Origin of the sequence: Sporolactobacillus sp. KGMB 08714, from assembly GCF_036598985.1 — a bacterium.
Classification (GTDB): domain Bacteria; phylum Bacillota; class Bacilli; order Bacillales; family Sporolactobacillaceae; genus Sporolactobacillus.
Map to the genome: position 1 here is coordinate 1 of NZ_JAUUBW010000034.1, position 21949 is coordinate 21949.

At 44.4% G+C, this 21949-nt stretch carries 19 protein-coding genes and 1 riboswitch; all 19 genes read left to right on the forward strand.

What is annotated here, in order from left to right; translation table 11 throughout:
* Nucleotides 1-543: 543 nt before the first annotated feature.
* The 19 genes from Q6A92_RS14200 to larB all read left to right on the forward strand — a co-directional run bounded on the left by Q6A92_RS14200 (nucleotide 544) and on the right by larB (nucleotide 21929).
* Complete coding sequence (locus tag Q6A92_RS14200; RefSeq protein WP_274400907.1) at nucleotides 544-1395, forward strand: methyltransferase domain-containing protein; 852 nt, start codon at nucleotides 544-546, stop codon at nucleotides 1393-1395.
* A gap of 454 nt (nucleotides 1396-1849) precedes the next feature.
* Nucleotides 1850-2173: a hypothetical protein gene (locus tag Q6A92_RS14205; protein WP_274400905.1), complete on the forward strand. Its 324-nt coding sequence runs from the start codon at nucleotides 1850-1852 to the stop codon at nucleotides 2171-2173.
* 1085 nt (nucleotides 2174-3258) lie between these two features.
* Nucleotides 3259-3918: a VTT domain-containing protein gene (locus Q6A92_RS14210; RefSeq protein WP_274400904.1), complete on the forward strand. Its 660-nt coding sequence runs from the start codon at nucleotides 3259-3261 to the stop codon at nucleotides 3916-3918.
* A 269-nt stretch (nucleotides 3919-4187) separates the two neighbouring features.
* Entirely contained in the window at nucleotides 4188-4469 is a 282-nt protein-coding gene (locus Q6A92_RS14215; RefSeq protein ID WP_274400903.1) for a hypothetical protein, read from the forward strand.
* Between the two features lie 481 nt (nucleotides 4470-4950).
* Nucleotides 4951-5565 (forward strand): phosphatase PAP2 family protein, encoded by a 615-nt coding sequence (locus Q6A92_RS14220; RefSeq protein WP_274400901.1) that lies wholly within the window; start codon nucleotides 4951-4953, stop codon nucleotides 5563-5565.
* Between the two features lie 399 nt (nucleotides 5566-5964).
* Nucleotides 5965-6540: a TetR/AcrR family transcriptional regulator gene (locus Q6A92_RS14225; protein ID WP_274400899.1), complete on the forward strand. Its 576-nt coding sequence runs from the start codon at nucleotides 5965-5967 to the stop codon at nucleotides 6538-6540.
* A gap of 203 nt (nucleotides 6541-6743) precedes the next feature.
* Entirely contained in the window at nucleotides 6744-8036 is a 1293-nt protein-coding gene (locus Q6A92_RS14230) for an MFS transporter (protein ID WP_274400897.1), read from the forward strand.
* A gap of 382 nt (nucleotides 8037-8418) precedes the next feature.
* Nucleotides 8419-8517: riboswitch (THF riboswitch) on the forward strand.
* Between the two features lie 58 nt (nucleotides 8518-8575).
* Nucleotides 8576-9160, forward strand: coding sequence for a folate family ECF transporter S component (locus Q6A92_RS14235; RefSeq protein WP_274400895.1), 585 nt, complete (start codon nucleotides 8576-8578; stop codon nucleotides 9158-9160).
* Between the two features lie 942 nt (nucleotides 9161-10102).
* The gene (fliB, locus tag Q6A92_RS14240; RefSeq protein ID WP_274400893.1) at nucleotides 10103-11359 is read left to right on the forward strand and encodes a flagellin lysine-N-methylase; all 1257 of its coding nucleotides are present in this window, start codon (nucleotides 10103-10105) and stop codon (nucleotides 11357-11359) included.
* A gap of 263 nt (nucleotides 11360-11622) precedes the next feature.
* Entirely contained in the window at nucleotides 11623-12372 is a 750-nt protein-coding gene (locus Q6A92_RS14245; RefSeq protein WP_274400892.1) for an SDR family oxidoreductase, read from the forward strand.
* Between the two features lie 168 nt (nucleotides 12373-12540).
* Nucleotides 12541-13371 (forward strand): oxidoreductase, encoded by an 831-nt coding sequence (locus Q6A92_RS14250; protein WP_274400890.1) that lies wholly within the window; start codon nucleotides 12541-12543, stop codon nucleotides 13369-13371.
* Between the two features lie 29 nt (nucleotides 13372-13400).
* Entirely contained in the window at nucleotides 13401-14390 is a 990-nt protein-coding gene (locus Q6A92_RS14255; RefSeq protein WP_332238498.1) for an aldo/keto reductase, read from the forward strand.
* A 391-nt stretch (nucleotides 14391-14781) separates the two neighbouring features.
* Complete coding sequence (locus tag Q6A92_RS14260; RefSeq protein ID WP_274400887.1) at nucleotides 14782-15909, forward strand: NADH-dependent flavin oxidoreductase; 1128 nt, start codon at nucleotides 14782-14784, stop codon at nucleotides 15907-15909.
* Between the two features lie 85 nt (nucleotides 15910-15994).
* Nucleotides 15995-16639 carry an NAD(P)H-binding protein gene (locus tag Q6A92_RS14265; RefSeq protein WP_274400885.1) on the forward strand — a complete coding sequence of 215 codons (645 nt, stop codon included), beginning with the start codon at nucleotides 15995-15997 and terminating at the stop codon, nucleotides 16637-16639.
* 296 nt (nucleotides 16640-16935) lie between these two features.
* On the forward strand, nucleotides 16936-17982 hold the full coding sequence (locus Q6A92_RS14270) for an NAD(P)-dependent alcohol dehydrogenase (protein WP_274400883.1): 1047 nt from the start codon (nucleotides 16936-16938) through the stop codon (nucleotides 17980-17982).
* Between the two features lie 254 nt (nucleotides 17983-18236).
* Nucleotides 18237-19115, forward strand: coding sequence for a DUF362 domain-containing protein (locus Q6A92_RS14275; protein WP_274400881.1), 879 nt, complete (start codon nucleotides 18237-18239; stop codon nucleotides 19113-19115).
* 559 nt (nucleotides 19116-19674) lie between these two features.
* Nucleotides 19675-20076, forward strand: coding sequence for a MerR family transcriptional regulator (locus Q6A92_RS14280; protein WP_274400879.1), 402 nt, complete (start codon nucleotides 19675-19677; stop codon nucleotides 20074-20076).
* A gap of 256 nt (nucleotides 20077-20332) precedes the next feature.
* Nucleotides 20333-21193, forward strand: coding sequence for an ATP-dependent sacrificial sulfur transferase LarE (gene larE, locus Q6A92_RS14285; protein ID WP_332238499.1), 861 nt, complete (start codon nucleotides 20333-20335; stop codon nucleotides 21191-21193).
* Nucleotides 21180-21929 carry a nickel pincer cofactor biosynthesis protein LarB gene (larB, locus tag Q6A92_RS14290; protein WP_332238500.1) on the forward strand — a complete coding sequence of 250 codons (750 nt, stop codon included), beginning with the start codon at nucleotides 21180-21182 and terminating at the stop codon, nucleotides 21927-21929. Before larE ends, larB begins: the two co-directional genes overlap by 14 nt.
* The last annotated feature ends 20 nt before the right edge of the window (nucleotides 21930-21949 follow it).

Genomic DNA, 21949 nt, shown 5'->3' on the forward strand with positions numbered 1-21949 from the left:
AGAACCGGAGAGAAATTTTTTTACAAATTTTCTCTCCGGTTCTTGAGTTTTAACAGGGCTTTTGAGACAGCCTCTTTATTATTGTAAGTCTTTCTGTTGTCGACAAGTGTTTTTATTCGTGGCGCTTTTTTCTTCGCAGATCGCGACCAAGGGTCATCAATTATGTACTTTATCTCACAATAATGATAGATTAAGCACTTATGAGTTATTTTTCTTGAATTCTTGGATTAATAATTTGATCAGTTGTAAAATCAAATTAGCCAGCTGAGTTGGAGCAAAAAAACACCATAATAAATCTAGCGTCGGGAAGATCAGTTTTGGGAATAAACTTTTCCTGAGTCCCCGACCAGCCCAGCAGCATGCTATTGTGTGCCTGTGATATGAAGCGAAAAACTTTAGATCGCAGGCGGGCAGGAGTCATTGATCGTTTCTTCTGTCACCGCCAATCCTTTGAGGGACAGCCGAACTGAAAAAGTCGGTCTGCTGGCGGCCATGGACTGATTTTAAAGCCCAAAATAAAAACAGATGTAGAGGGAGTCTGCAGTGTCAATATATGAAAAGATTGATAAAACATACAAAAAAATATGGCTTGGCGAGCAAATAAAGGATGACTGGTTGTTACTGCAGACCATCCTTACTGGAATCTCGAGAAGAAAGTTTGCTGAAGGGCTTTCCATTCAGGATGATAAATTTAAAGTTCTTGATGTAGGCACAGGATTTGGAGCGTTATCTATTGACATTGCTAGTCAATATAGGCTCATTGTAGAAGCGATCGATATCGATGAATCAAAAATTCAAGTTGCCCAAAAAATCTATAATGAAATTAAGAGCGAAGAAGATTTTTTAGGGCAGATCAACTTCAAACAACAAAACGTTGAACATTTAGATTATCCTGATAATAGCTTTGATCTTGCCGTATCACGCTTTGTTTTTCAGCATTTAACTAACCCTGTCCAAGCGGCCAAAGAAATAAAACGTGTTCTTAAACAGGGGGGGACGGTTTGTATCATAGATGTGGATGATAGCTTTACTGTTGAGTATCCGGTCGACGAAAGTCAAGAAATCTTAAAAAAAGCATTAATGGAGTTGCAAGTTATTAATGGCGGTGATCGGCATATTGGGCGCAAGTTAGCTGGCTATCTTAATGAAGCCGGGCTTGAAATTCAATCCGTAAACATTGATACATATGCAGAATTTGTAAGAGATCCTTCGTTATTGTTACTCCAAAAATTATCTTTTGTAAAGAGATTTATGGCGATTGAAGAAGAAATCATAGAACACTCTTTGCTAACGGAAAAAGAATTTAATTATCATTTTGCAAACGCATATGACCATATTCAAAGAGTTAAATTTCTTAATGATTCAAGATTCATCGTTCGGGCCTTGAAACCATAGTCTGAAAACTAGGGTTTCGTTAACACTATTAGAACGCTGAAGTATCCAGATGGACAAAAACATACTAATTTTATTTGATGTACAGAATTAAAAAAATTTTATACAAGTATCTACTCAACTTTTGCGGCATATCTCCACATGGTCGAATGGTTCTAAGATCCACTGCTAAAATCGACAGATGACCTATTTTCTGATCGCATCCTTAGTTTTGAACAGGATTTCATGGCGAAAACTCAGAAGCTAAGTCAACTCAACTGCTGCTAATTATTGATAACGACCCTTGTTAGCAAGGAAATTCTGAAGAATCATAAATCTATTTTCTGCTTGGTAGCTGAAATTCTTATCTACAAACACTTGACTTACTTTCTTTAAAAGGATAATTTGAACAATATAGGGAATTGTTTTACTTTCAATTAGAGAAACGTTATTTTAATAGAATTGGAGATGTTTGTACATGAGCGTATCTGCAGTAAATGCACAAGTCAGTCAAACGAGCAGTTTGGCGAGTTCTCAAAATTCATCAAATGTCCCAACGACTATCACGTCGAGTGATCCTACGGTTTTGGCCAATCAGGAAAAGTTATTGACTAATCAGATGATGCAGTTGCAGAGCAAGAATGGCAGCTCACAACAGGTTCAAAGGATTCAGCAGGCGATACAAATGATCAAGAATAAATTGCAGCAACAGCAGCAATTAACTGGAGGTCAGCCCTCTCAAATTGCCAATAGTCAAAACATTTCACTTGATTTTACTGGAAGAATCGATATTAAAGCTTGACGATGAACAAAATGACCCATTCAGTTTCGTTTTTTGTATCATTTTATGACAGAGTTCCAATAACTAGAGTATTTCAGAAATTTAAGATGAAACACCAGAGTGCAAAATAAAAATCAGCATTGGATGTAGGGTACATCTAATGCTGATTTTTATTGTTTTTACTACGTGAATCGCCCCTAATTAGGATCCGCTGATTAATTTAAGTCTTGTCACACCGATTTTTGGCGCCTTTTTATAGATTCAGTAGATGGGAATTCACAAAGTGCCCTTTTTTTGATGACGTTCATTCAAATAACTCTTGATCATTTTTCGTCCGGCATATCTGGTCGTGCCGGTCATCAGCCGTTTAGGTCATGTAAAGCATCTGCTGGATTCATGCCGGATAAACGATATCACCAGCACTCTTCTAATTTTATTCTTCTCAACTTTCTCATCTTAAGGGCTCTTACTTTGGTTCCTGATTGGAATCTTTATTACGTTTTATCTTGAAAAGGAATTTGATCAGGCCTACACCAAGCAGAATCACGCTGCTTATGCCGGAGCAGCAACTTTAAGGACCCTAGTGCCTTGGTGAAGGGAGATAGTTTTCATTAGAATCTTGCTTTATCGCGTTGCATTGATAAATAATGTTTAAAAAATAAAAGACTAATTGATCTAAATGGGTAGGAACGTTTGTTGTAAAGAGACATGAATTATTTTGACAGCTTTAGATGGTTAGATAGTTCCCAGAGAATACGTGAATGCGGAAGGCGTGCGTCCCCCGTCCCATGGAAAGTACAGAAGGTACGAAGAGCAGGCCCGGCTATCAAGCTGAGCCCTCAGTTAGCGGGAATGCTGTCAGCTGCTTCGAAGATAAAGTCAGTACATGAGCTGTAATTCCGTCTAGCTCAGTGGTTTTTACCTTACAGAGAAGGACGGTGAAGAGACGGAGGGATCGCCCGCCTTTTCAGTTTTCTTTCAGAAAAAGAAGATAAACTGTACTTTGATACTGGGATCATGAAACAGGGTTTAATATTTATTACGGTTTCCGGTAGGATAAAACACGAAGAATGCTCATAAATAGGACAATCGGGGGAGACATAGACATGAATGCTTTATCATGGATCATCAATGTTTTTTTACATATTGACCGGTTGCTTCTGACCATCGTCAATCAATACGGGGGATGGACGTACGGAATTATTTTTGTGATCATATTCATTGAGACGGGCCTGGTGATCTGTCCCTTTCTTCCCGGGGATTCTCTGCTGTTCGCTGCGGGTGCGATTGCCGCGCACAGCAGTTCAGGACTCAATCTTTTGCTGCTGATTCTTTTGATTATTTTCGCCGCCGTGCTTGGCGACACCGTCAATTACTGGATCGGACGCGAACTCGGCCTGACGCTGGAGAAACACCATCTTTTCCGTAAATTGATTAATCAGGACAAAATGGAAAAAGCCGAGCGCTTTTTTAATAAATACGGCGGTTTTGCCGTATTCCTCGGCCGGTTTATTCCGTTCATCCGTACATTCATTCCTTTTATCGCCGGAGGCAGCAGAATGAATTATCCGTTTTTCTTCTTTTATAATGTGCTGGGCGGCGCTGCCTGGACGCTGCTGGGGCTGCTGGCGGGCTTCTTTTTCGGGCAGATCCCGTTTATCAAGGCTCATTTTTCGATCATTGTGCTGCTGATTGTCTTCGTTTCTTTGATCCCCATTATACTGGTCTGGCTTAAAAGTCTTTTCAGCAGAAAGAATGAAGTGTAAGAAAGTGCCGCGATCGAAATGGGGAAAAAGCGAGATTTCTCTTGGAGCATCCTTTATTAAAAGATAAAGATACGAAATTTGAAAGTATCACAGAAGTATAACTGCGGTATCTTTTCTTTAGTACAAAAACATTTTAAGACGTATCATTTTGCTCATCACGAACATGGAAGGCATTTTAAGTTTGGACCAAGCACCAGAAGAGTTGCCAAGCTGTCCTCAAATAAGCCAATACAATATAAGTTCAGAAGTTATTTAGAGGGGAAGATGGAATGAAGAGGATAAGAGTTTCATTCATTCTGGCTTTGGTTGGCATCTTATTTGATATGATATTTGTGGACATGACTTATTGGAAAACTGGGATGCTTTGGTTCTGGGTCGGAGTGTTTCTTTCTTATGCCTGCTCGATAACAGCGATTGTTCTAACTTTTTTAAAGTATAAAGAAAATATTAGCGATTTAGATTTTGCTCTTCAACTGTTAAGTTTTATTTTCTCAACTTTTAACTTGTTTGGGACAACACTTGCAGTCATGGCAGAATTTTGGGGATTTTAAAATCAATAACTCAAAGTTTTAGAGTTGAACTCACAAAACAGAAAAAACATCTTGCTCATAGCTCAAGAAATTTATCTGCAAAATAGCGGCTCTTCCCGGATCGGGGCAGTATAATTCTTCAAATCACTAACGGAAAACGATCGAGAACCCGTTCTGAACTATCACGTTCCACTTATGCCTGGATAAGATGTCCCTTATCGTGCATATTTGATCATACGACTGAAGCAGTCCAAGAATTTTCGTATGTCGTCACTCCAAGGATAGCTTTGTCATAGGCATTCTTTCAGTTGTTTTTGATTAAGACCATGCTAACCATGAAGCATTTGATAAATAGTTAAATCGCTGATCTTCTATCTGCATTATAGCATAATTGCGTCTGCTCAATTGTAAATTTATGTTAAACTATGATTTACATTATGTTCATAAATCTGTTCCAATGCTCTAAGTATTATTGAGTACCAAAAGGGAGATGGAGTATTCAATGAATCCGTTTGATGTCGCTGTATTCCATGCAATTAACAACCTGTCAGGGCATATTTCTTGGGCAGATGCGATCCTATCTTTCGTTGCACAGTATGCGCTCGAAATTTATGGACTCTTTTTCATAGCTTTCTGGTTCTTTTTGCCCCGTTCAAAGATTGAAACACGCCATTCCTTAGTGCTGGCCGTTTTTTCAGGCGTACTTGCTCTTTTAATCAATGTGATTATCTCTCACATATGGGCGCGTCCGAGACCTTTCGTTACGTTGCCGCAAGGCACCTATCATCAGCTTATTCCTCATCCGGCTGATGCTTCTTTCCCAAGCGATCACGGGTCTGGCGGTACGGCGATCGCCTCTGCCACTTGGGGTAAAAGCAAATGGGTAAGTCGTATATTCACAATTTTTACGGCGATTATGCTGTTTTCCAGAATTTATACCGGCGTTCACTGGCCGACGGATATTCTGGCAAGCATCATTGTCGGACTTTTTTCGAGCTGGGTAATCCGCAAGTATTCACGGTTTTTCTATCCTGTTACAAAAACCATTGTTCGGATCTTACACCTTCAGCCCCGGCACAATAGAGAGGATCATGTCGGATCATTTAAACGACTGTGATAAGGCTTCAGAATAAAATCAAATAAAGATGATAATTGAGACTATCTGGAGTTATTGTGAAGGCAACTGTCCATCTTTTATCGCAGATTATGGGTTAATTGGAGTAAGATGAAATCAGATTTAGTCTTTAAACAGGCCACCGTTCCGTGATGGGAATCACCTTGAGGTCATCGCGTCCTGCCTGATTCCTCAAAAAGCGACAGGTGTCAAAACGAACCGCCGTGATGCTGTCCAGCCGGTTGGCTTTTTTCTGCGGCACGCCATTCGGGTCTATAGGATGAGAAGATTGGCTTTATCGGGAATGGCTGTTACGAGGAAGAAAAAACTTGATCTTTGATAAGTGAGTGCTTATAATACTTATATCGAAAGGTATAAAACAGAAAGGATAAGAAATGCGAGATGCGTACCACTAATCCGGCAACACTTGAAGCAATCCATCAGGCAATTTACGACTTGACGATGGAAGAAGGATTAAATGGCGTCGGCATTAATAAAATTGCGAAGCGAGCCAACGTCAGTCCTGCGACTATATATATCCATTATCGGGATAAAGAAGATTTATTAAGCAAAGTTTATCTGGAAGTCAAACAAATACTGAATGCAAATGTTAATAAAGCATTGTCAGCCGTTGTCGATAATTTTGATAAAGTAGCGGCATTGATTCGTTATTTCGCTAATCGGGCGCTACAATATCCAAAGGAAACGATGTTTTTACGGACGATCGAGATGAATTCGAAAGTCATTAGTGACGAAGCAAGACAACAAGGCCGTAAAATTGATGCTGCAATCGATGCACTTTTTAATGTACTAATAAACGATGGACGCGTGATCAAAGTCAATCCCGAAGTCATGTACGCTGTGATAACAACACCCATAGACACACTCATTGTCCAAGATATTGTGGGCTATCGGAAATTAGCAAAAGCTGACATTGAGGATACAGTCCTATTAACGCTTAACGCAATTCGTGCCTGAACATTAATTTTAACTATATTAAGCGAGCGCTCATTAATGCTGAGGCTTACATCCAAAATAAAGATCCGCAGAGCAGCAGATGTCGGTTAGGTTTTTATGAAAATCTTCATATACAAGAGTAAAAAGCAGAGGGGATGCTGCCATTCGAGCTATTTTTTTTAACCGCATTAAAAAACGAGTGCTCATTTATAAAAAGGGGAAAAATGGATAATTTGCATACATGGAAAAATAGTACAAATCAAAATGGATCAAACTGGAGAACGAATTTTTATCGATTGCTGGTTGGACAGGGATTTGCCGGCGTGTTTAGTGCAGTGGTGAGTTATTCACTGTTGTATTACCTTACACTGACCAGTCATTCGCCAATTATTTTATCATTAGCTGACATCCTGGGCTTTTTGCCAATGGCGCTTTTGTCGCCCTTTGCCGGTCCATGGATTGATCGGCTTAATAAAAAGATTTTGATGATTGGCGCTGACGTGATTGTCGGAATAACAGCCGTTGGATTATTTATCCATGGCGGTGGGGGAAAACTTGAATATTGGGCGGTTTTTATTGCCATCTTCATTCGCAGTCTGGCGATGACGGTTCAACAGCCGACGTTACAATCCGTCGTGCCGACAATCGTTCCCGAAAATCAATTATTGAATGCCAACGGGCGCTTCGGTATTTTACAAGCGATGAACATGACTGCACCGCCGGTCATAGGTGCGGCTCTTTATGCGGCGGTTCCGATCTCGGCCATTATGCTGTTGAATGTTGCGGCGGCGCTGATCGGTGCGTTGACAGTCGGGTTCACTCGAATCCCCCGGACAAAACGTTCAGGGCAGCAGACAAGTATTATTGCCGACTTCAAAGAAGGATGGCGGGCTTTGAAGAATAAGACAGGGATTCTGGACTTAACCATTGCTTCGGCGTTCGCCACATTCGCTTTCATGCCGGCAGTATCCATGTTCCCATTGATGACGACGGATTATTTCCACGGATCGCTGATGCAGGTGACTCTTATCGATCTGGTCTGGGGTCTGGGCATGATTTCCGGAGGCATACTTGTTGGCCGCTTCGCAAACAATACGCAACATCGTCTGCTGCCGGTTGCAATTGCTGCCGCGGTGCTGGCATTGGTTTTTCTTGTCAGTGGTTTGCTGCCACGCAATCTGACCGGTTATATCATATTTACGGTCATCAACGCGTTCGGCGGTGTGTTCCTGCCAATAATGAATGCGCCGATCCAAACCTTGCTGCAGAGCAGTTTTGATCAAAGCATTCTTGGCCGCGTGATTGGATTAACAACAACTTTAAATACGCTGCCCGGGCCACTCGGACTGGCATTTGCAGGCCCATTAGCTGAAATGATCGGCGTCAACGGACTGTTCGTGGCTTCGGGTGTCGCCGTTCTGCTTATCATCTTGGCGGCGATGCGGGTTAAAGCGATTCGCCGGATTAATCGAGAAAATTTTGATATTGTTAAAAATGAAAGAGGGTTAGCGGAATGATATTTTCAGACCGGAAGGTACAAAAAATCATTTAAACCGGCAACGAAGAATTTCCGGTTCTTAAGGAAATTAATCTGATCTTCGAACCTGGAGATTTTGTCTCCACTTTTTTGGGAGAGCCAGGCGGCGCAATTCCAAATTATTCGGACAGAGAGGTGCAGCATCAAGGAGAGCGGATTCATGAAGCAGGGGACAGTTTATGATCTGCCCGTTATGATGCGGCCTTAACGGTACCGATCGTTGAATGTTTTATACATTCTCCTTTTTAGTAGAAACGAACGCTTGGTTAATAACGTAAGAAAAAACCGCTTTGCGAGTATACATAACAATTTTTCACTTGCAATCTGTCATATTTTGACTAAAATGAAATTACAACATTTTTGGCAGAGTAGATGACTGCGGGTCACGTGCCCGGGGGACGGGGAGTTGTCCCCGGGACGAAAAGCAACCGCTTGCCGTGCAGTCGTCGCATCCCGCTGCCGCATTCTGGAGCGCATCCTCCTCTATGTGGCAAGAGTGCCAATTGAGGAGGAATGTTCATGTCCATTTTTACAAAGGCTTATTGGCAAAGTGCCGCGGCCGAATTGAAAAAAGTGAACCGGCTGACGTTGGCCGCATTTGTCATTGCGCTTGCGACTGTTGCCGGTACATTCGCTATCCCCGTTTCGCAAAATCTGCATATTGTCTTCACCTTTTTATTTTTCGCTTTCGGCGCCATGATCTACGGCCCGGCCGTCGCTGCGGCTGCCGGGGCGGCGGCAGATATCGTCGGTTTCATCGCCCATCCGAGCGGTGCCTTTTTTCCCGGTTATACGTTGTCGGCAATACTCAGTGGGCTGATTTACGGTTTGTTTCTCTATCGGCAGCGGATCACTGTGCTGCGATTGATACTCGTGAAACTGATTATCAATTACGGCATCAATGTCGGACTCGGATGCCTTTGGAGCGCCATGCTGTTCGGTAAAGCTTACTCTTTCTTTTTCATCGCCAGTTTGCTGAAAAATACGCTGATGCTGCCGATCGAAGTCGCCATGCTTTATATGACACTGCAAATACTGCTGCCGGTTCTCATCCGTGCTCATCTGCTGTCCGGCAGGCACCGGCAGCGGATCCCGCTTTTTTAAGGCCTACTGCCGGACTTTCACGGAAACAGCATAAAAGACATCAGCTGCAAAATCAGCTCCCTTCCGACAGTATTAGTGCTGGTACTGCAGCGATTCATTGAAAAATCCGCCGGATCATCCGGCGGATTTTTCTTGTAAACAGAATGCACTGTCAGCCGATAAAGGCTGCATTATAAGCAATGAGATGGTTACCATGCGTCGGATGCTTGATCTTATAAGTGATCTCAGCGGAGCAAAATGTGTAAAGGTCCGATGTTTTTGTGTCCCAACCTAACTGGCTAAATTGATTCTACAACCGGCCACAAAATTTTTTCCGATAATAAGAAAAAAACACTTTACTTTGAGTCTACTCCAAGTTGTAAGATACTTTGTGAAGTGAATAATCTACTCTTGAAAAAGGGATTTATACAACCGTTGTGCGATGGGTCCTGAAAGGTAAAAAACGGCATTTTTAGCTATACAACGCTTACGAGCATTGCCGCCGAATACGGTAAGACGGCGGTCCGGTTCATGCCGTACCGGTATGTGCGGCGGGGGTACCCCAATGTTCACAAAAACGTGTCCGAGCAATTGCAATACGCCTGCGAGTCATGCCAAAAGGAACAGAGTGAAAATTACAAACACACGCTGAAAAAAAGGGGGCGGAAATAGGAAGTATGGCATCTTGCAATGTGATTTTTATTGTTTCTCCCATCTGGCAGGGCCGATAGCTCCGCCGGTATGACTTTTCTGGAAAAATCATGATACCACCACCGCGCACGAGGGCAGCGGCGTAAAAACTTTGCCCGAAGGCAACTGTCCTGGAGGACGGTCCTGCGAATCGGGACAGCGACGTAAACAGCACGCAGGATAACGCAGAATATATCGCAGCAGATTGGCAAAAAATTGGAGTCAAAAAATAAGAAGGTTCGGGATGGGACTGGCTTCATCGGAGTGTGAACTTTGAAAAAAGCATTACAACCGGATTACGTATCTAAATTTACATGTATCGCTTCAGACTGTGAAGATACCTGCTGTCGCGGATGGAGGATTACCATCGACGACGAAAGCTATGGAAAATATCAGGAACTCAGCCGCAGGGACGATCTGTTTAGCGGAAAAATAACAAGAGACGGTATTATGTCGGTCGAAGGAGACTTTGCGGAAGTCATATTATCAGAGAATACATGTCCCTTTCTGAACGATAAAAAACTATGCCGCATACAGGAGGCATACGGTGAACGCTATTTGTCCGTTACCTGTGGCATTTTTCCCCGTAACTACAACCTCGTGAATGGAAAGTTGGAATTGTCACTGGATCTGTCATGCCCGCATGCTGCCCGTCTTGCCCTGCTTGACCCGCTCCCAATGCAGTTATCTCTTTCAGATATTAAGAAGGACTCAAGGATCAGTAAAATTCCGACTATAAAATCATCGGATACGGATTATCCCAATCAGGTTTATCCGTATTTTGAAGAAGGACGCGCCTTTGTATTAGCGCTTTTGCAGAATCGGAATTATTGCTTTGAAGACCGTTTGGTGATCCTTGGCCGTTTCTGCAATGACCTGAATCTGAAGCATGACCGTCCGAAAGATGAAATGATTCAGCTCATCTATGAATACACCCGTTTGGTCACTAACTTCGGATTTAATCAGTTTATTGACAGCATTCCGAAGCAACCTGCATCAATGCTGAAAACCTTGATGATCCTGTTGGAATATCGCTTAAAAACGGGTGTGCCCGGCCAGCGTTTTTCAGAGTGCATCGATCAATGCAAGCAGGGATTACATTTCACGATGGAAATGTCAGATCATGTTTTGCACGAAACTTTTGCGACAATCAAAACCGGCTGCTATGATCCCTTTATGGCGCAGCATGAATACATTTTTGAAAATTATTTTGTAAATTATTGTTTCAAGACGCTTTTCCCCTTTGGTAAGCAGAAAAGTATTTATAAGAAGGATATTTTCGTTGTTCCGGAAACAATGTTCACGGAATACATGCTGCTGACGTTGCATTATGCACTGATTAAAAACTTATTGGTCGGCATGGCGGGGTATTATCGAGATCAGTTCGGGACACAGCAGGTTCTGACACTGATCCAGTCCTTTGACAAAAACATCGGTCACGATGCTGCCTATCTTCAAAGGCTCCTTCAGTTTTTTGATGAGAACAAGATATTCAATGTTGCCTGCGCCGCAATGCTCATTAAAAATTGAATGCACTGTAAAAACAGAACTTACCCAATTGGCTTGCAATACGTGAGGTATACAAAGCTGGATGTTATTGAGCATTTTGATCGCTTCACTTTCACAGCAGTGATCTGGATGACCGTGCCCGCATGCTGGCATTTTCTGAACCCTCTCGTTTAGGCCTCAACTCCAATTAAAGAATTAAATGAAAGAAGAAAATTGATTTCTTGACTTGGAGCTGACTTCAGGATTTAGAATGAAATCACAGAACGAAGAAAGAAGGAATCAGCATGTCAGAGACAACAAGTAAAGTGATGGTCATTACCGGTGCTTCAAGCGGAATCGGTGAAGCGACGGCCAAGCTATTGGCGAGCCAGGGAAATAAAATTGTTCTCGGTGCCCGTCGTGAAGAACGATTAAACCAAATTGCGGAAGCTATTAAAAAGGCCGGCGGCGAAGCCGCTTATAAGGTCACCGATGTGACTTCTTTAGACGAGGTCAAAGCTTTAGCTCAGACGGCGCTTGATGCATATGGCCGAATCGACGTTTGGATGAACAATGCCGGTTTAATGCCGCACTCGGAATTTATCAAAGGCAGGGTCGATGATTGGAATCGAATGATTGATGTCAACCTGCGCGGGGTCCTGTATGGCATTCATGCCGTGTTACCAATCATGCGTGAACAAAAGAGCGGGCATTTTATCAATATTTCATCGGTAGCCGGCCACGTCGTTACTCCGGCAGCCGGCGTGTATGACGCAACGAAGTTTGGCGTTCGTGCGATTAGCGACGCGCTTCGTCAGGAAGAAGCACTGGCACAAAGCCACGTTCGTGTGACGATTATTTCTCCGGGGGCTATTGCCACTGAATTAACGGAGCATGTAACGGATAAGAAGCAGAAAGCAGCACTGGACACATTCTATAATGAGTTTGCCGTCAGTGCCGATCGGGTGGCCCAGGCCATTGCCTTTGCCGTTAATACCCCTGAGGATACGGGCATGAACGAAATCATTATTCGTCCAACAGCTCAACAATTATAATTTTTGACAAGATAGCCAAGCAGTCCGCACGAATTCGTAAGACAAACGGCAAATGGTCGAAGCCTGCAACGAACCACGGGGTATTCCGCCTATTAAAAATAGTGTGATTGATGACGCGAGTTCATATAAAGGACAAAAATAGATCGGGAAAGCGGGGGAAAACGATATATGTCTACATGGTTAATTACCGGTTGTTCGAGCGGCCTCGGCCGAAATCTCGCTCAGGCTGTGCTGAAACATGGGAATAACGCGGTTGTTACCGCGAGAAAGCTGTCCGCTGTCCAGAAAATTGTGGATGCCTATCCCAGTGCAGCACTGGCTCTCCCATTGGACGTGACCGACCATGCGCAGGTTGTCCAGGCGGTACAGCAGGGGGAGGCACGATTCGGCGGAGTGGATGTTCTCGTCAATAATGCGGGACACGGATATCGCGCCGCTGTGGAAGAGGCGGATGAAGCCGGAGTCGATGAGCTTTTCGCCACCAACTTCTTCGGGCCTGCCGCATTGATAAAGGCCGTACTGCCCGGCATGCGGGCAAGACATAAGGGCACCATCGTGAATATTTCTTCGATCGCCGCACGGATTACCGCGCCGGGATCCGGCTACTATTCGGCGACGAAGTGCGCCCTTGAGGGATTATCCAGGGGGCTCAGTGAGGAAGTCGGCCCCCTCGGCATTAAGGTTATCGTGGTTGAACCTGGGGAATTCAGAACCGATTTTTCCGGGCGCTCATTGCAGCAGTCCAAAACTGCTATTGCTGACTACGCCGAAACCGCCGGGCGTCGCCGAATAGAGAATGACCAAACGGACGGACATCAGATCGGCGACCCTGCGAGAGGGGCGCAGCTGATCATCAAAGCGGTCGAAGCTCCGAATCCGCCGTCATTGCTATTATTGGGAAGCGACGCTGTTCGGGTGGTCAGCGGTGCGCTTGATGCGGATCGTGCTCAAGTGGAAGCATGGAAAAGGGACAGTATAACCACCGATTTCCAGGCTTAAAAGAGATTTCGAATGTAGGAGGCTTTGAAATGAAAAAACGTATGTTAGGCCAATCCGGTCTTGAGGTTTCTGCGATCGGACTCGGCTGTATGGGGATGAGCCACGGCTATGGCGTTCCGGCAGACGAAAAGGAAATGATCTCGCTGCTCCATTCCGCCGTAGAGAAAGGCGTCACCTTTTTTGATACGGCAGAGGTTTATGTTTATGGATCGTATAGCAATGAAGAACTGGTTGGAAAAGCCCTGAAACCTTACAGAGACAAGATTGTCCTTGCGACGAAGTGCGGCATTAAGATGGTGGACGGTAAACAGGTTGTCGATGGCAGGCCGGAAGTCATTCGCCGGTCCATTGACGGATCTCTGAAACGGTTGCAGACAGATTATGTTGACTTGTATTATCTTCATCGAGTGGATCCCAAGGTTCCGATTGAAGAAGTTGCAGAAACAATGAAGGACCTAATGAAACAGGGGAAAATCCGCCACTGGGGCCTTTCTGAAGCCGGCGTTCAGACGATCCGCCGCGCCCATGCGGTCTGCCCTCTGACGGCGGTCCAGAGCGAATATTCCATGTGGTGGAGAGAACCGGAAAAAGAGCTGCTGCCTGCTCTCGAAGAGCTCGGCATCGGCTTTGTACCCTTCAGCCCCTTGGGGAAAGGCTTTCTGACTGGCCGGTTCAATAAAAATACCACTTTCGGCGAAGGAGACCTGCGTTCCCAATATCCCCGTTTTTCACCGGAAGCCATGGAAGCCAATCAGACTGTTGTTGATTTTGTGAAAGATTTTGCCAAGGAGAAAAAAGCTACACCGGCACAAATTGCTCTTGCCTGGATCCTGTCAAGGAAACCGTGGATTGTTCCGATTCCGGGGACCCGGAAACTGGGACGTCTTGAAAAGAACCTCGGGAGCGCGGACATTGAATTGACGTCGGAAGATCTTGTACGCATCGACGAAACACTGAACAAAATTTCGATCACAGGAGCCCGTTATCCGGAAGAATTCGCCAAAAGAGCCGGCTTGTAATTTTTCCTTATATGTCTCTGTAAGGTCGGCATTTTAATCAGTAATGGCTCTTTGATGACCAACGGCAGGTCAAGATCTGTTCTGATTCCTCCTTTATAGTTCAGAGGCAAGTCATTATAACAGGAAAAATATCTCCTTTCATTCAACGATTCTGTACGTGCCGATGCGTTTCATAGAGAACGCTGTCTTAACCTTTTAAGAACATTAAGACAGTGTTTTTTTGCCTTTTTAGATGTGAATTCCGGTACCTGTGCGTCCAGTTAATCCAAAGATTAGGCTTGTTTTCATTTTTGCGGCTATAGCACGATTTCTAAGTTCTTTCATATCCATCCGGGATGCCTATTTAAACAAGGCAAGGTCCATAATTTTTAAAACGAAGGGAGAGCAGATTATGAAGCAGAAATATAGCAAGTTAATGGAACCCCTGACGTTCAAAAGCGGAATAACCGTCAGAAATCGGATCGTCATGGCACCGATGACAACATGGTCGGCGAATGATGATCTGACGGTTTCAGACGAAGAAGTAAAATATTACAAACGCAGAGTAAACGGTGCGGGACTGGTGATTACCGGTACTACATTCGTTGCAGCGAACGGAATCGGCTTTACTAACGAATTTGCCGGATATGATGATAAATTTATCCCCAGTCTGCGGAAACTGGCAGATGCGGCCAAATGCGGCGGCGCTCCCGCTGTATTGCAGATTTTTCATGCCGGCAATAAAGCCGCCGCGGAACTCATCCCGAACGGCGATCTTGTCAGTGCGAGCCCAATAGAAACAGAAGCGACGACTCCGTTTGCCGGGCCAGGCGTCAGGCCGAGAGCGCTTACAGAAAAAGAAATCCTGGATATCATTAAGCAGTTTGGGGAAACCACACGGCGTGCGATCGAAGCCGGTTTTGATGGCGTGGAGGTACATGGCGCTCATGGATTTTTAATTCAAAACTTTTTTTCTCCGCATTTCAATCAACGGAAGGATCAATGGGGCGGAACACTTGAAAACCGTTTGCGCTTCCCGCTTGCCGTTGTTCGGGAAATTAAGAAAACCGTTAAAAAATATGCGAAAAAACCCTTTATCGTGGGCTATCGGTTCTCCCCTGAAGAACGGTCGATAAAGGACGGACTGGCGATGGACGATACCTATGTATTAATCGATCGATTGGCGGAAGAAGGTTTAGATTATATTCATGCTTCATTAGGCAATGTCTTCGAAAAATATAAAAATAATCCAAATGAAAAAACACGGTTGGAATTGATTGTGGAAAGAGCAGACAGAAGAATCCCCTTAATTGCTGCAGGTTCCGTTAGAAAACCGGATGATGCGCTCAAAGCGTTAGAGCTGGGCTTACCCCTGGTTGCTCTAGGCCGGGCCTTGATTATAAATCCGACTTGGGTGGAATGGGTCGCGGACGGACGCGAAGAAGAGATAAAAACAAAGCTGCAAGCTGCAAGCGCAGGTGCTATTGATCTTCCCGAAAAGCTCCGGCACGTGATTCAAACGACACCGGGCTGGTTTTAAATTTGAAGTTAAGTTCAGATCTGAGAATGGTTTTGTACGTTGAATAGCAATGAATCAATCAGATTTTTAGGAGGGGCTTTATTTTATGAAAGTGGTGATTTTAGGTGCAAATGGTGCCATTGCCCGTTTAGTGGAATCAAAGATCTTTAGTAATTCAAAATATGCGGATATTCATTTGACACTTTTTTTGAGAAAGAGCCATCGCATCAATGATCTGGCGGATAATGAACGAGCCAGCGTTATTGAAGGCGATGTGATGGAGCAAAAGATTCTATCGTCCGCTATGCAAAGTCAGGATATTGTTTTCGCTGCTATGGGAGCGACAGGCAGCGTTGGCTTAACGCAAGAGATTATCAATGCAATGAGGGTCAATAACGTTAAACGAGTGATTTCAATTAACGACTTGGGGATTTACGGAGAGGTGCCGGGTGCCTTTGGTGAGTGGAATAAGCAAATGGTCGGCAAAGGCCTGAAAATTGGCCGGCAATCTGCTGATTTGCTTGAAGACTCCGGTCTCGATTACACTATATTGCGTCTGGCCTGGCTAACCAATAAACCCGAAGTGAACTACGAGATCACTCAAAAGGGCGAGCAGTTCAAGGGGACCACTGTTTCAAGAGCAAGCGTTGCGGATGTCGTCTTGAGAATCATTGCCGATCCGGCTTTTGCCAATAAAGCAGGCATTGGAGTAGATAAGCCCGGCACGGATGGTAATCGGCCTGTCTATTGATTTTAAATAATGAAGATATTTGTAAAGATGATCGTTGGAATGGCGAGCGGCAAAAGCTCAAAATAAGCTTGACTTAGAATTCTTATGAAATTTAAACGGTAAATTTTCGATAATATCGCTTGACTTGGAGCCTGCTTCAAGTGCTAAGCTGACAGATGGTAGAATTCACTGATTCTTTGCCCTTAATTGTTCTTGTTGGCTTGATAGAGATTCAGGCGACAGCTGCTATTAAGAATTGCTGGTTGAATTTTTCCGCAGGTCCAGAGTATTGAGAAATTATTTAAGGAGGAGAATTAATGAGTCAGGAAGTGAAAGCATTTCGAGCAACAAGTCCCGATTACTCATCATTTGAAAGATGTACGATTATACGACGTGACCTTCGTCCGGATGATGTAGCCATTGATATTAAATATTGTGGAATTTGCCACTCGGATATTCACCAGGTTGACAATGATTTTGGAAATTCTACTTTCCCGATTATACCCGGTCACGAAATCACCGGCGTAGTTTCAGCCGTTGGTTCCGAGGTTACTGACTTTAAGATCGGCGATCATGTTGGCGTTGGTTGTTTTGTTGATTCTTGTGGTGAATGTGAAAATTGCTTAAACGGACAAGAACAGTTTTGTGAAAAAGGCGTTGTCGTTGTCTTTAATTCCACTGACTATGATGGCCATTTGACTTATGGAGGATATAGTCAAAGCATTGTGGTGAAGGATCATTTTGTGGTAAAAATTCCCGACAATATGGATCTTGCAGTAGCCAGTCCGATGCTGTGTGCCGGAATTACAACGTATTCACCCATGAACAAATGGCATGTCGGACCGGGAAAACGTGTTGGAATTATCGGGCTGGGCGGTCTTGGCCATATTGCCGTTCAATTTGCCCATGCTCTTGGTGCGGAAGTCACGGTATTGGGGCATTCGGCCAGCAAGAAAGATGAAGCCGGACAGTTTGGTGCGGATGCCTACTATGTAACGGGTGACGATCAGACTTTTAAAGGTCTAGCCGGTCAATTTGATTTTATTTTAAATACAACGGCGGTTAGTCTGGATGTCGATCGCTTTCTGGGATTATTAAAAATGGACGGCGTCATGGTTTATGTCGGCTTAGCGTCCGAGCCGCAGTCGTTTCACGTCTTCAGCCTGTTTGCCGGTGAAAAAATCATTACAGCTTCAAACGTTGGCGGACTGCCCATGACGCAGGAAATGATCAACTTTGCAGCCGAACACAATGTTGCTCCGAAGATTGAGATGATTTCCATTGATCAGGTTTCTGAGGCCTATAAGCGAATTCTGAATAGCGATGTCCGTTATCGATTTGTTATTGATATGGCGACTTTGTGATGTTCTCTAAATATGGAGTCATTTGCTTCTTTAATCGCTCTGGCAGAGGAGAGCAGAAAATGCCGTAATCTTTGTCAATACAACATGGATTGTTGAGGATGTTATATTGTCTTGAAGTTACCGGCATGAACAATGGCCTTGGCTGCCGGTTGTCCTGCATCCCCTTAAGGAAAGAATAAGGTGATCGGGACTGTCCGCAACCGGGAGAAAATCAGACATTTATCTGAAAATAATGAAAACAGGTAGGGATAACAATGGCAAAATCTGAAGTATATTTTACGAAAGAGATTACACCTGATAGTCTTATCAAGATTTTCAATGCAATGAATGTGGCTCTCAACGGTAAGGTAGCAGTTAAAATTTCTACCGGAGAACCGGGAGGTCATAACTTTTTGGATCCCGATCTGATTAAAGATTTGGTTGCCAAGCTGAACGGTACCATTGTGGAGTGCAATACGGCTTATCCCGGTAAGAGACATACGCCCGAAGATCATTGGAAGACTTTTGAGGATCATGGGTTCAGGGCGATAGCTCCCTGCGATATTATGGATGAAGAGGGTGAGATGCCGCTTCCGGTCGCAAACGGGAAGCATCTGAAAGAAAATTATGTGGGGGCACATTTGGAAAAATACGATTCGATGCTGATGTTGTCTCATTTTAAGGGACACGCGATGGGTGGCTTTGGCGGTGCGCTGAAAAACATGTCGATCGGAGTGGCCTCGGCCCATGGAAAAATGTGGATACACACTGCGGCAAAGGGCCATTCGTTTGAGGATTCATTTTCAACCGACCAGGATTCGTTTTTGGAATCTATGGCCGAGGCAGATCAGTCGGTGATCAATTATATGGGCAGAAAAAACATGGTGTATATCAACGTGGCGAACAAATTGTCAGTGGACTGCGACTGCGATTCCAATCCTCATGATCCTGAGATGGCCGACATCGGCATATTCGCTTCCACAGATCCGGTGGCAGTGGATCAGGCTAGTGTGGATGCGGTCTATAGCTCTCCGGATGAAGGAAAAGCGGCCCTGATTGAGAGAATGGAATCCCGACACGGTATCCACACCGTAGAAGCTGCTGCAGACTTAGGATTGGGTGAGCGGGAATATGATCTCGTTTCGATTGATTAATGGATCATTAATCGATAAAAATTAATTATGCAAGTATGAAAGAAATAACTGTTCTCTGCCTGTTCCCGCCGGTAGTTTTCGTCATGTCCTATAAAGGCTCATCGCCAGCTAGTTGCTGAAGCGGCCCTGAAAAGGAACGTCAACGTTATCAATGGCTGCCTGTTTTGCGAATGAACAACGTATTCACGCTTCGTCATGCTTGTCCCTTTGTCCAAAACATTCGATTCCCAGGCACCTGTTGCCAATTCGCATGCCGGTCGCGGGTCATCAGACTGTCTTTTCCTTTCTCAAGTAGCCCATGAACATTTTGGGCGATCTTTACCAACATGTGAAAGCGATCCGGCATGGCGTGATTTCGAGACTTTCAACGTCTCTCATGTTGCAGAGTAGATCTCATGAATAGGGCACGTGATTTAAATCCGTAAAAATATGGATCAGGAAGAAATATATTATCTGTGAAGGCTTGCGTTCTTATAAAAAAGCAATCGTATTATCCGTTCGCTTTTCAATCGTTTTTTGATCCCATGGAATATCCTTCATAAGAGAGAAGGAGGAGAAAATGTATATCGCAGAAGTCAGTAAGAAATACAATATATCGGCTGATACGCTTCGATACTATGAAAGAATAAAACTGATACCCGCCGTTCGAAGAAAAAAGAACGGTATTCGGGATTACAGTAAGGAAGACTTAAATTGGGTCGAGTTTATCAAATGTATGAGAAAGGCAGGTCTTCCGATCGAAGTGCTGATTGAATATCTTACACTTTGTAAACAGGGAGACGATACAATTGAAGCAAGGGAAGAGCTGCTGCTGGAACAACGCGATAAGTTGATCATCAAAATAAATGAGATGAAGGAGACGTTAGAAAGACTTGATCATAAAATAGAGGGCTATGGTGGTACCTTATTAAAAAAGGAACATGAATTAATCGAAGAGAAAGAAAAACACATAAAGAATTAGCAATGTCATATTGTCCGGCGATCGATTTTAATGGAATTCATAAAGATTGGAACAGAGAAGAAGAAGGAGAATCTTTGCTTGTTGCAGTTGACTGAAACAAGCCGAAAGCCCTTGTTTTATTTCGCTTTTAGCTTTTTTTATTATCTATAGATTCTGCAGCGGACCAATGATCGATCAATGAGTGTTCTATAAAACTATAAAACTGCAACTGTAAAATCTGCTTGGTTAAAAATCGATGCCGAAAGGGGATTTTAAAATGACGGATGATCGGACTGGCAAATTAAATAAACTCAAAGCGCTTCTGCATCATTACGAAAAAATAGCGGTCGCTTGTTCCGGGGGAGTAGACAGCACTTTTTTGCTGAAAGTTGCCTGTGACGAGCTGGGCGATGGCGCACTTGGGCTGACCGTCCAGTCGCCGACTGTCACAGAGGATGATCTAAAGGATGTTCAGGCATTCTATCGTGCAAGCGGTGTTCCCTTTGCTATCGTCAGACTGAATCAGCTCGATACGCCGTTCTTCCGGCACAATTCGCCGACACGGTGCTATGTCTGCAAAACGATTGAATTCACCAGCATGGCTAAAGAAGCGCAAAAGCGCGGTTTTAAATGGATCGCCGCCGGGATCAATGCGGATGATGCGGGGGATTATCGTCCGGGTTTGCGTGCGCTTGACGAAATCGGCGTCGTCAGCCCGTTGAAAGAAGCCGGTCTGTCAAAATCGGATATCCGCTATTTTTCCAGGCAGTATCACCTGAAGACGTGGAATAAACCGGCAGGCAGCTGCCTGGCTTCGAGGATACAATACGGGGAGCACATTACTCAGGAAAAACTGGATAAAATCAGTGCTGCTGAAAAAGTACTGAAAAGTTATCATCTGAAATATGTGCGGGTGCGTTATCATCATGGCAATATTGCCCGGATTGAGGTCGGCCCTGAAGAACGCCAGTTCTTTTTCAGCACGGAGGTCATGGATGACGTGGCTGAAAAATTTAAAAGAATCGGATTCAGTTATACAACCCTTGATCTGAACGGTTATCGTTCGGGCAGCATGAACGAAGTGCTGAACGAAAAGATTAAGAACAGGGTAAAGATGAGCAGCTATGGCTCAAGATAAACTTCGTTCGCTGCTGCGGCAGGTCCAAAACAGTACGCTTCCTGTCGATGATGCGCTTGAGCATTTAAAAACCCTCCCTTTTGAGGATCTCGGTTACGCGAAGATCGATCATCACCGGAAAATTCGAAATGGGTTTCCGGAAGTGATTTATTGCGAGGGGAAAACGATTGACCAGATCAAAGGCATTACCGGCGCACTGATGAAAACGGATAACAATATTCTCGGGACGCGGGCGACAAAAGAGATGTTTGAAGCGGTGCGCGAGATTGCGCCCAATGCTGTCTATCATAAATCTGCCCGCTGTATCGTCGTCAATCCGAAGAAAGAAGACTTTCATCCGGAGCGTTACATCGCCGTGGTAACAGCGGGGACCTCCGATATTCCGGTCGCCGAAGAAGCTGCGGTTACGGCAGAAACATTTGGAAATCGTGTGGAACGTCTCTATGATGTGGGAGTAGCCGGCCTTCACCGCCTGCTGGCCCGGCTGGACAAGCTGCGCGGGGCTTATGTTGTCATTGTCGTCGCCGGTATGGAGGGTGCACTTGCCAGTGTTGTCGGCGGCCTGGTTGATCGGCCGGTGCTTGCCGTTCCGACAAGTGTCGGGTACGGTGCCAGTTTTCATGGCATCGCTGCTTTGCTGACGATGTTAAACAGCTGCGCGAGCGGTGTCAGTGTCGTCAATATTGATAATGGTTTTGGCGCGGCGTATACGGCCAGTCTGATTATGAAAGATTGAAAAAGCGGCAGGTGAGAGAA

Excerpts from the sequence above, each read along its gene's own strand:
- Q6A92_RS14205 (WP_274400905.1), top strand. The coding sequence starts at position 1,850 with ATGAGCGTATCTGCAGTAAATGCACAAGTCAGTCAAACGAGCAGTTTG.
- Q6A92_RS14235 (WP_274400895.1), top strand. The coding sequence starts at position 8,576 with ATGTCCATTTTTACAAAGGCTTATTGGCAAAGTGCCGCGGCCGAATTG.
- Q6A92_RS14215 (WP_274400903.1), top strand. The coding sequence starts at position 4,188 with ATGAAGAGGATAAGAGTTTCATTCATTCTGGCTTTGGTTGGCATCTTA.
- larE (WP_332238499.1), top strand. The coding sequence starts at position 20,333 with ATGACGGATGATCGGACTGGCAAATTAAATAAACTCAAAGCGCTTCTG.
- Q6A92_RS14275 (WP_274400881.1), top strand. The coding sequence starts at position 18,237 with ATGGCAAAATCTGAAGTATATTTTACGAAAGAGATTACACCTGATAGT.
- Q6A92_RS14250 (WP_274400890.1), top strand. The coding sequence starts at position 12,541 with ATGTCTACATGGTTAATTACCGGTTGTTCGAGCGGCCTCGGCCGAAAT.
- larB (WP_332238500.1), top strand. The coding sequence starts at position 21,180 with ATGGCTCAAGATAAACTTCGTTCGCTGCTGCGGCAGGTCCAAAACAGT.
- Q6A92_RS14230 (WP_274400897.1), top strand. The coding sequence starts at position 6,744 with ATGGATAATTTGCATACATGGAAAAATAGTACAAATCAAAATGGATCA.
- Q6A92_RS14245 (WP_274400892.1), top strand. The coding sequence starts at position 11,623 with ATGTCAGAGACAACAAGTAAAGTGATGGTCATTACCGGTGCTTCAAGC.
- Q6A92_RS14265 (WP_274400885.1), top strand. The coding sequence starts at position 15,995 with ATGAAAGTGGTGATTTTAGGTGCAAATGGTGCCATTGCCCGTTTAGTG.
- Q6A92_RS14210 (WP_274400904.1), top strand. The coding sequence starts at position 3,259 with ATGAATGCTTTATCATGGATCATCAATGTTTTTTTACATATTGACCGG.
- Q6A92_RS14260 (WP_274400887.1), top strand. The coding sequence starts at position 14,782 with ATGAAGCAGAAATATAGCAAGTTAATGGAACCCCTGACGTTCAAAAGC.
- Q6A92_RS14280 (WP_274400879.1), top strand. The coding sequence starts at position 19,675 with ATGTATATCGCAGAAGTCAGTAAGAAATACAATATATCGGCTGATACG.
- Q6A92_RS14255 (WP_332238498.1), top strand. The coding sequence starts at position 13,401 with ATGAAAAAACGTATGTTAGGCCAATCCGGTCTTGAGGTTTCTGCGATC.
- Q6A92_RS14270 (WP_274400883.1), top strand. The coding sequence starts at position 16,936 with ATGAGTCAGGAAGTGAAAGCATTTCGAGCAACAAGTCCCGATTACTCA.
- Q6A92_RS14225 (WP_274400899.1), top strand. The coding sequence starts at position 5,965 with ATGCGTACCACTAATCCGGCAACACTTGAAGCAATCCATCAGGCAATT.
- Q6A92_RS14220 (WP_274400901.1), top strand. The coding sequence starts at position 4,951 with ATGAATCCGTTTGATGTCGCTGTATTCCATGCAATTAACAACCTGTCA.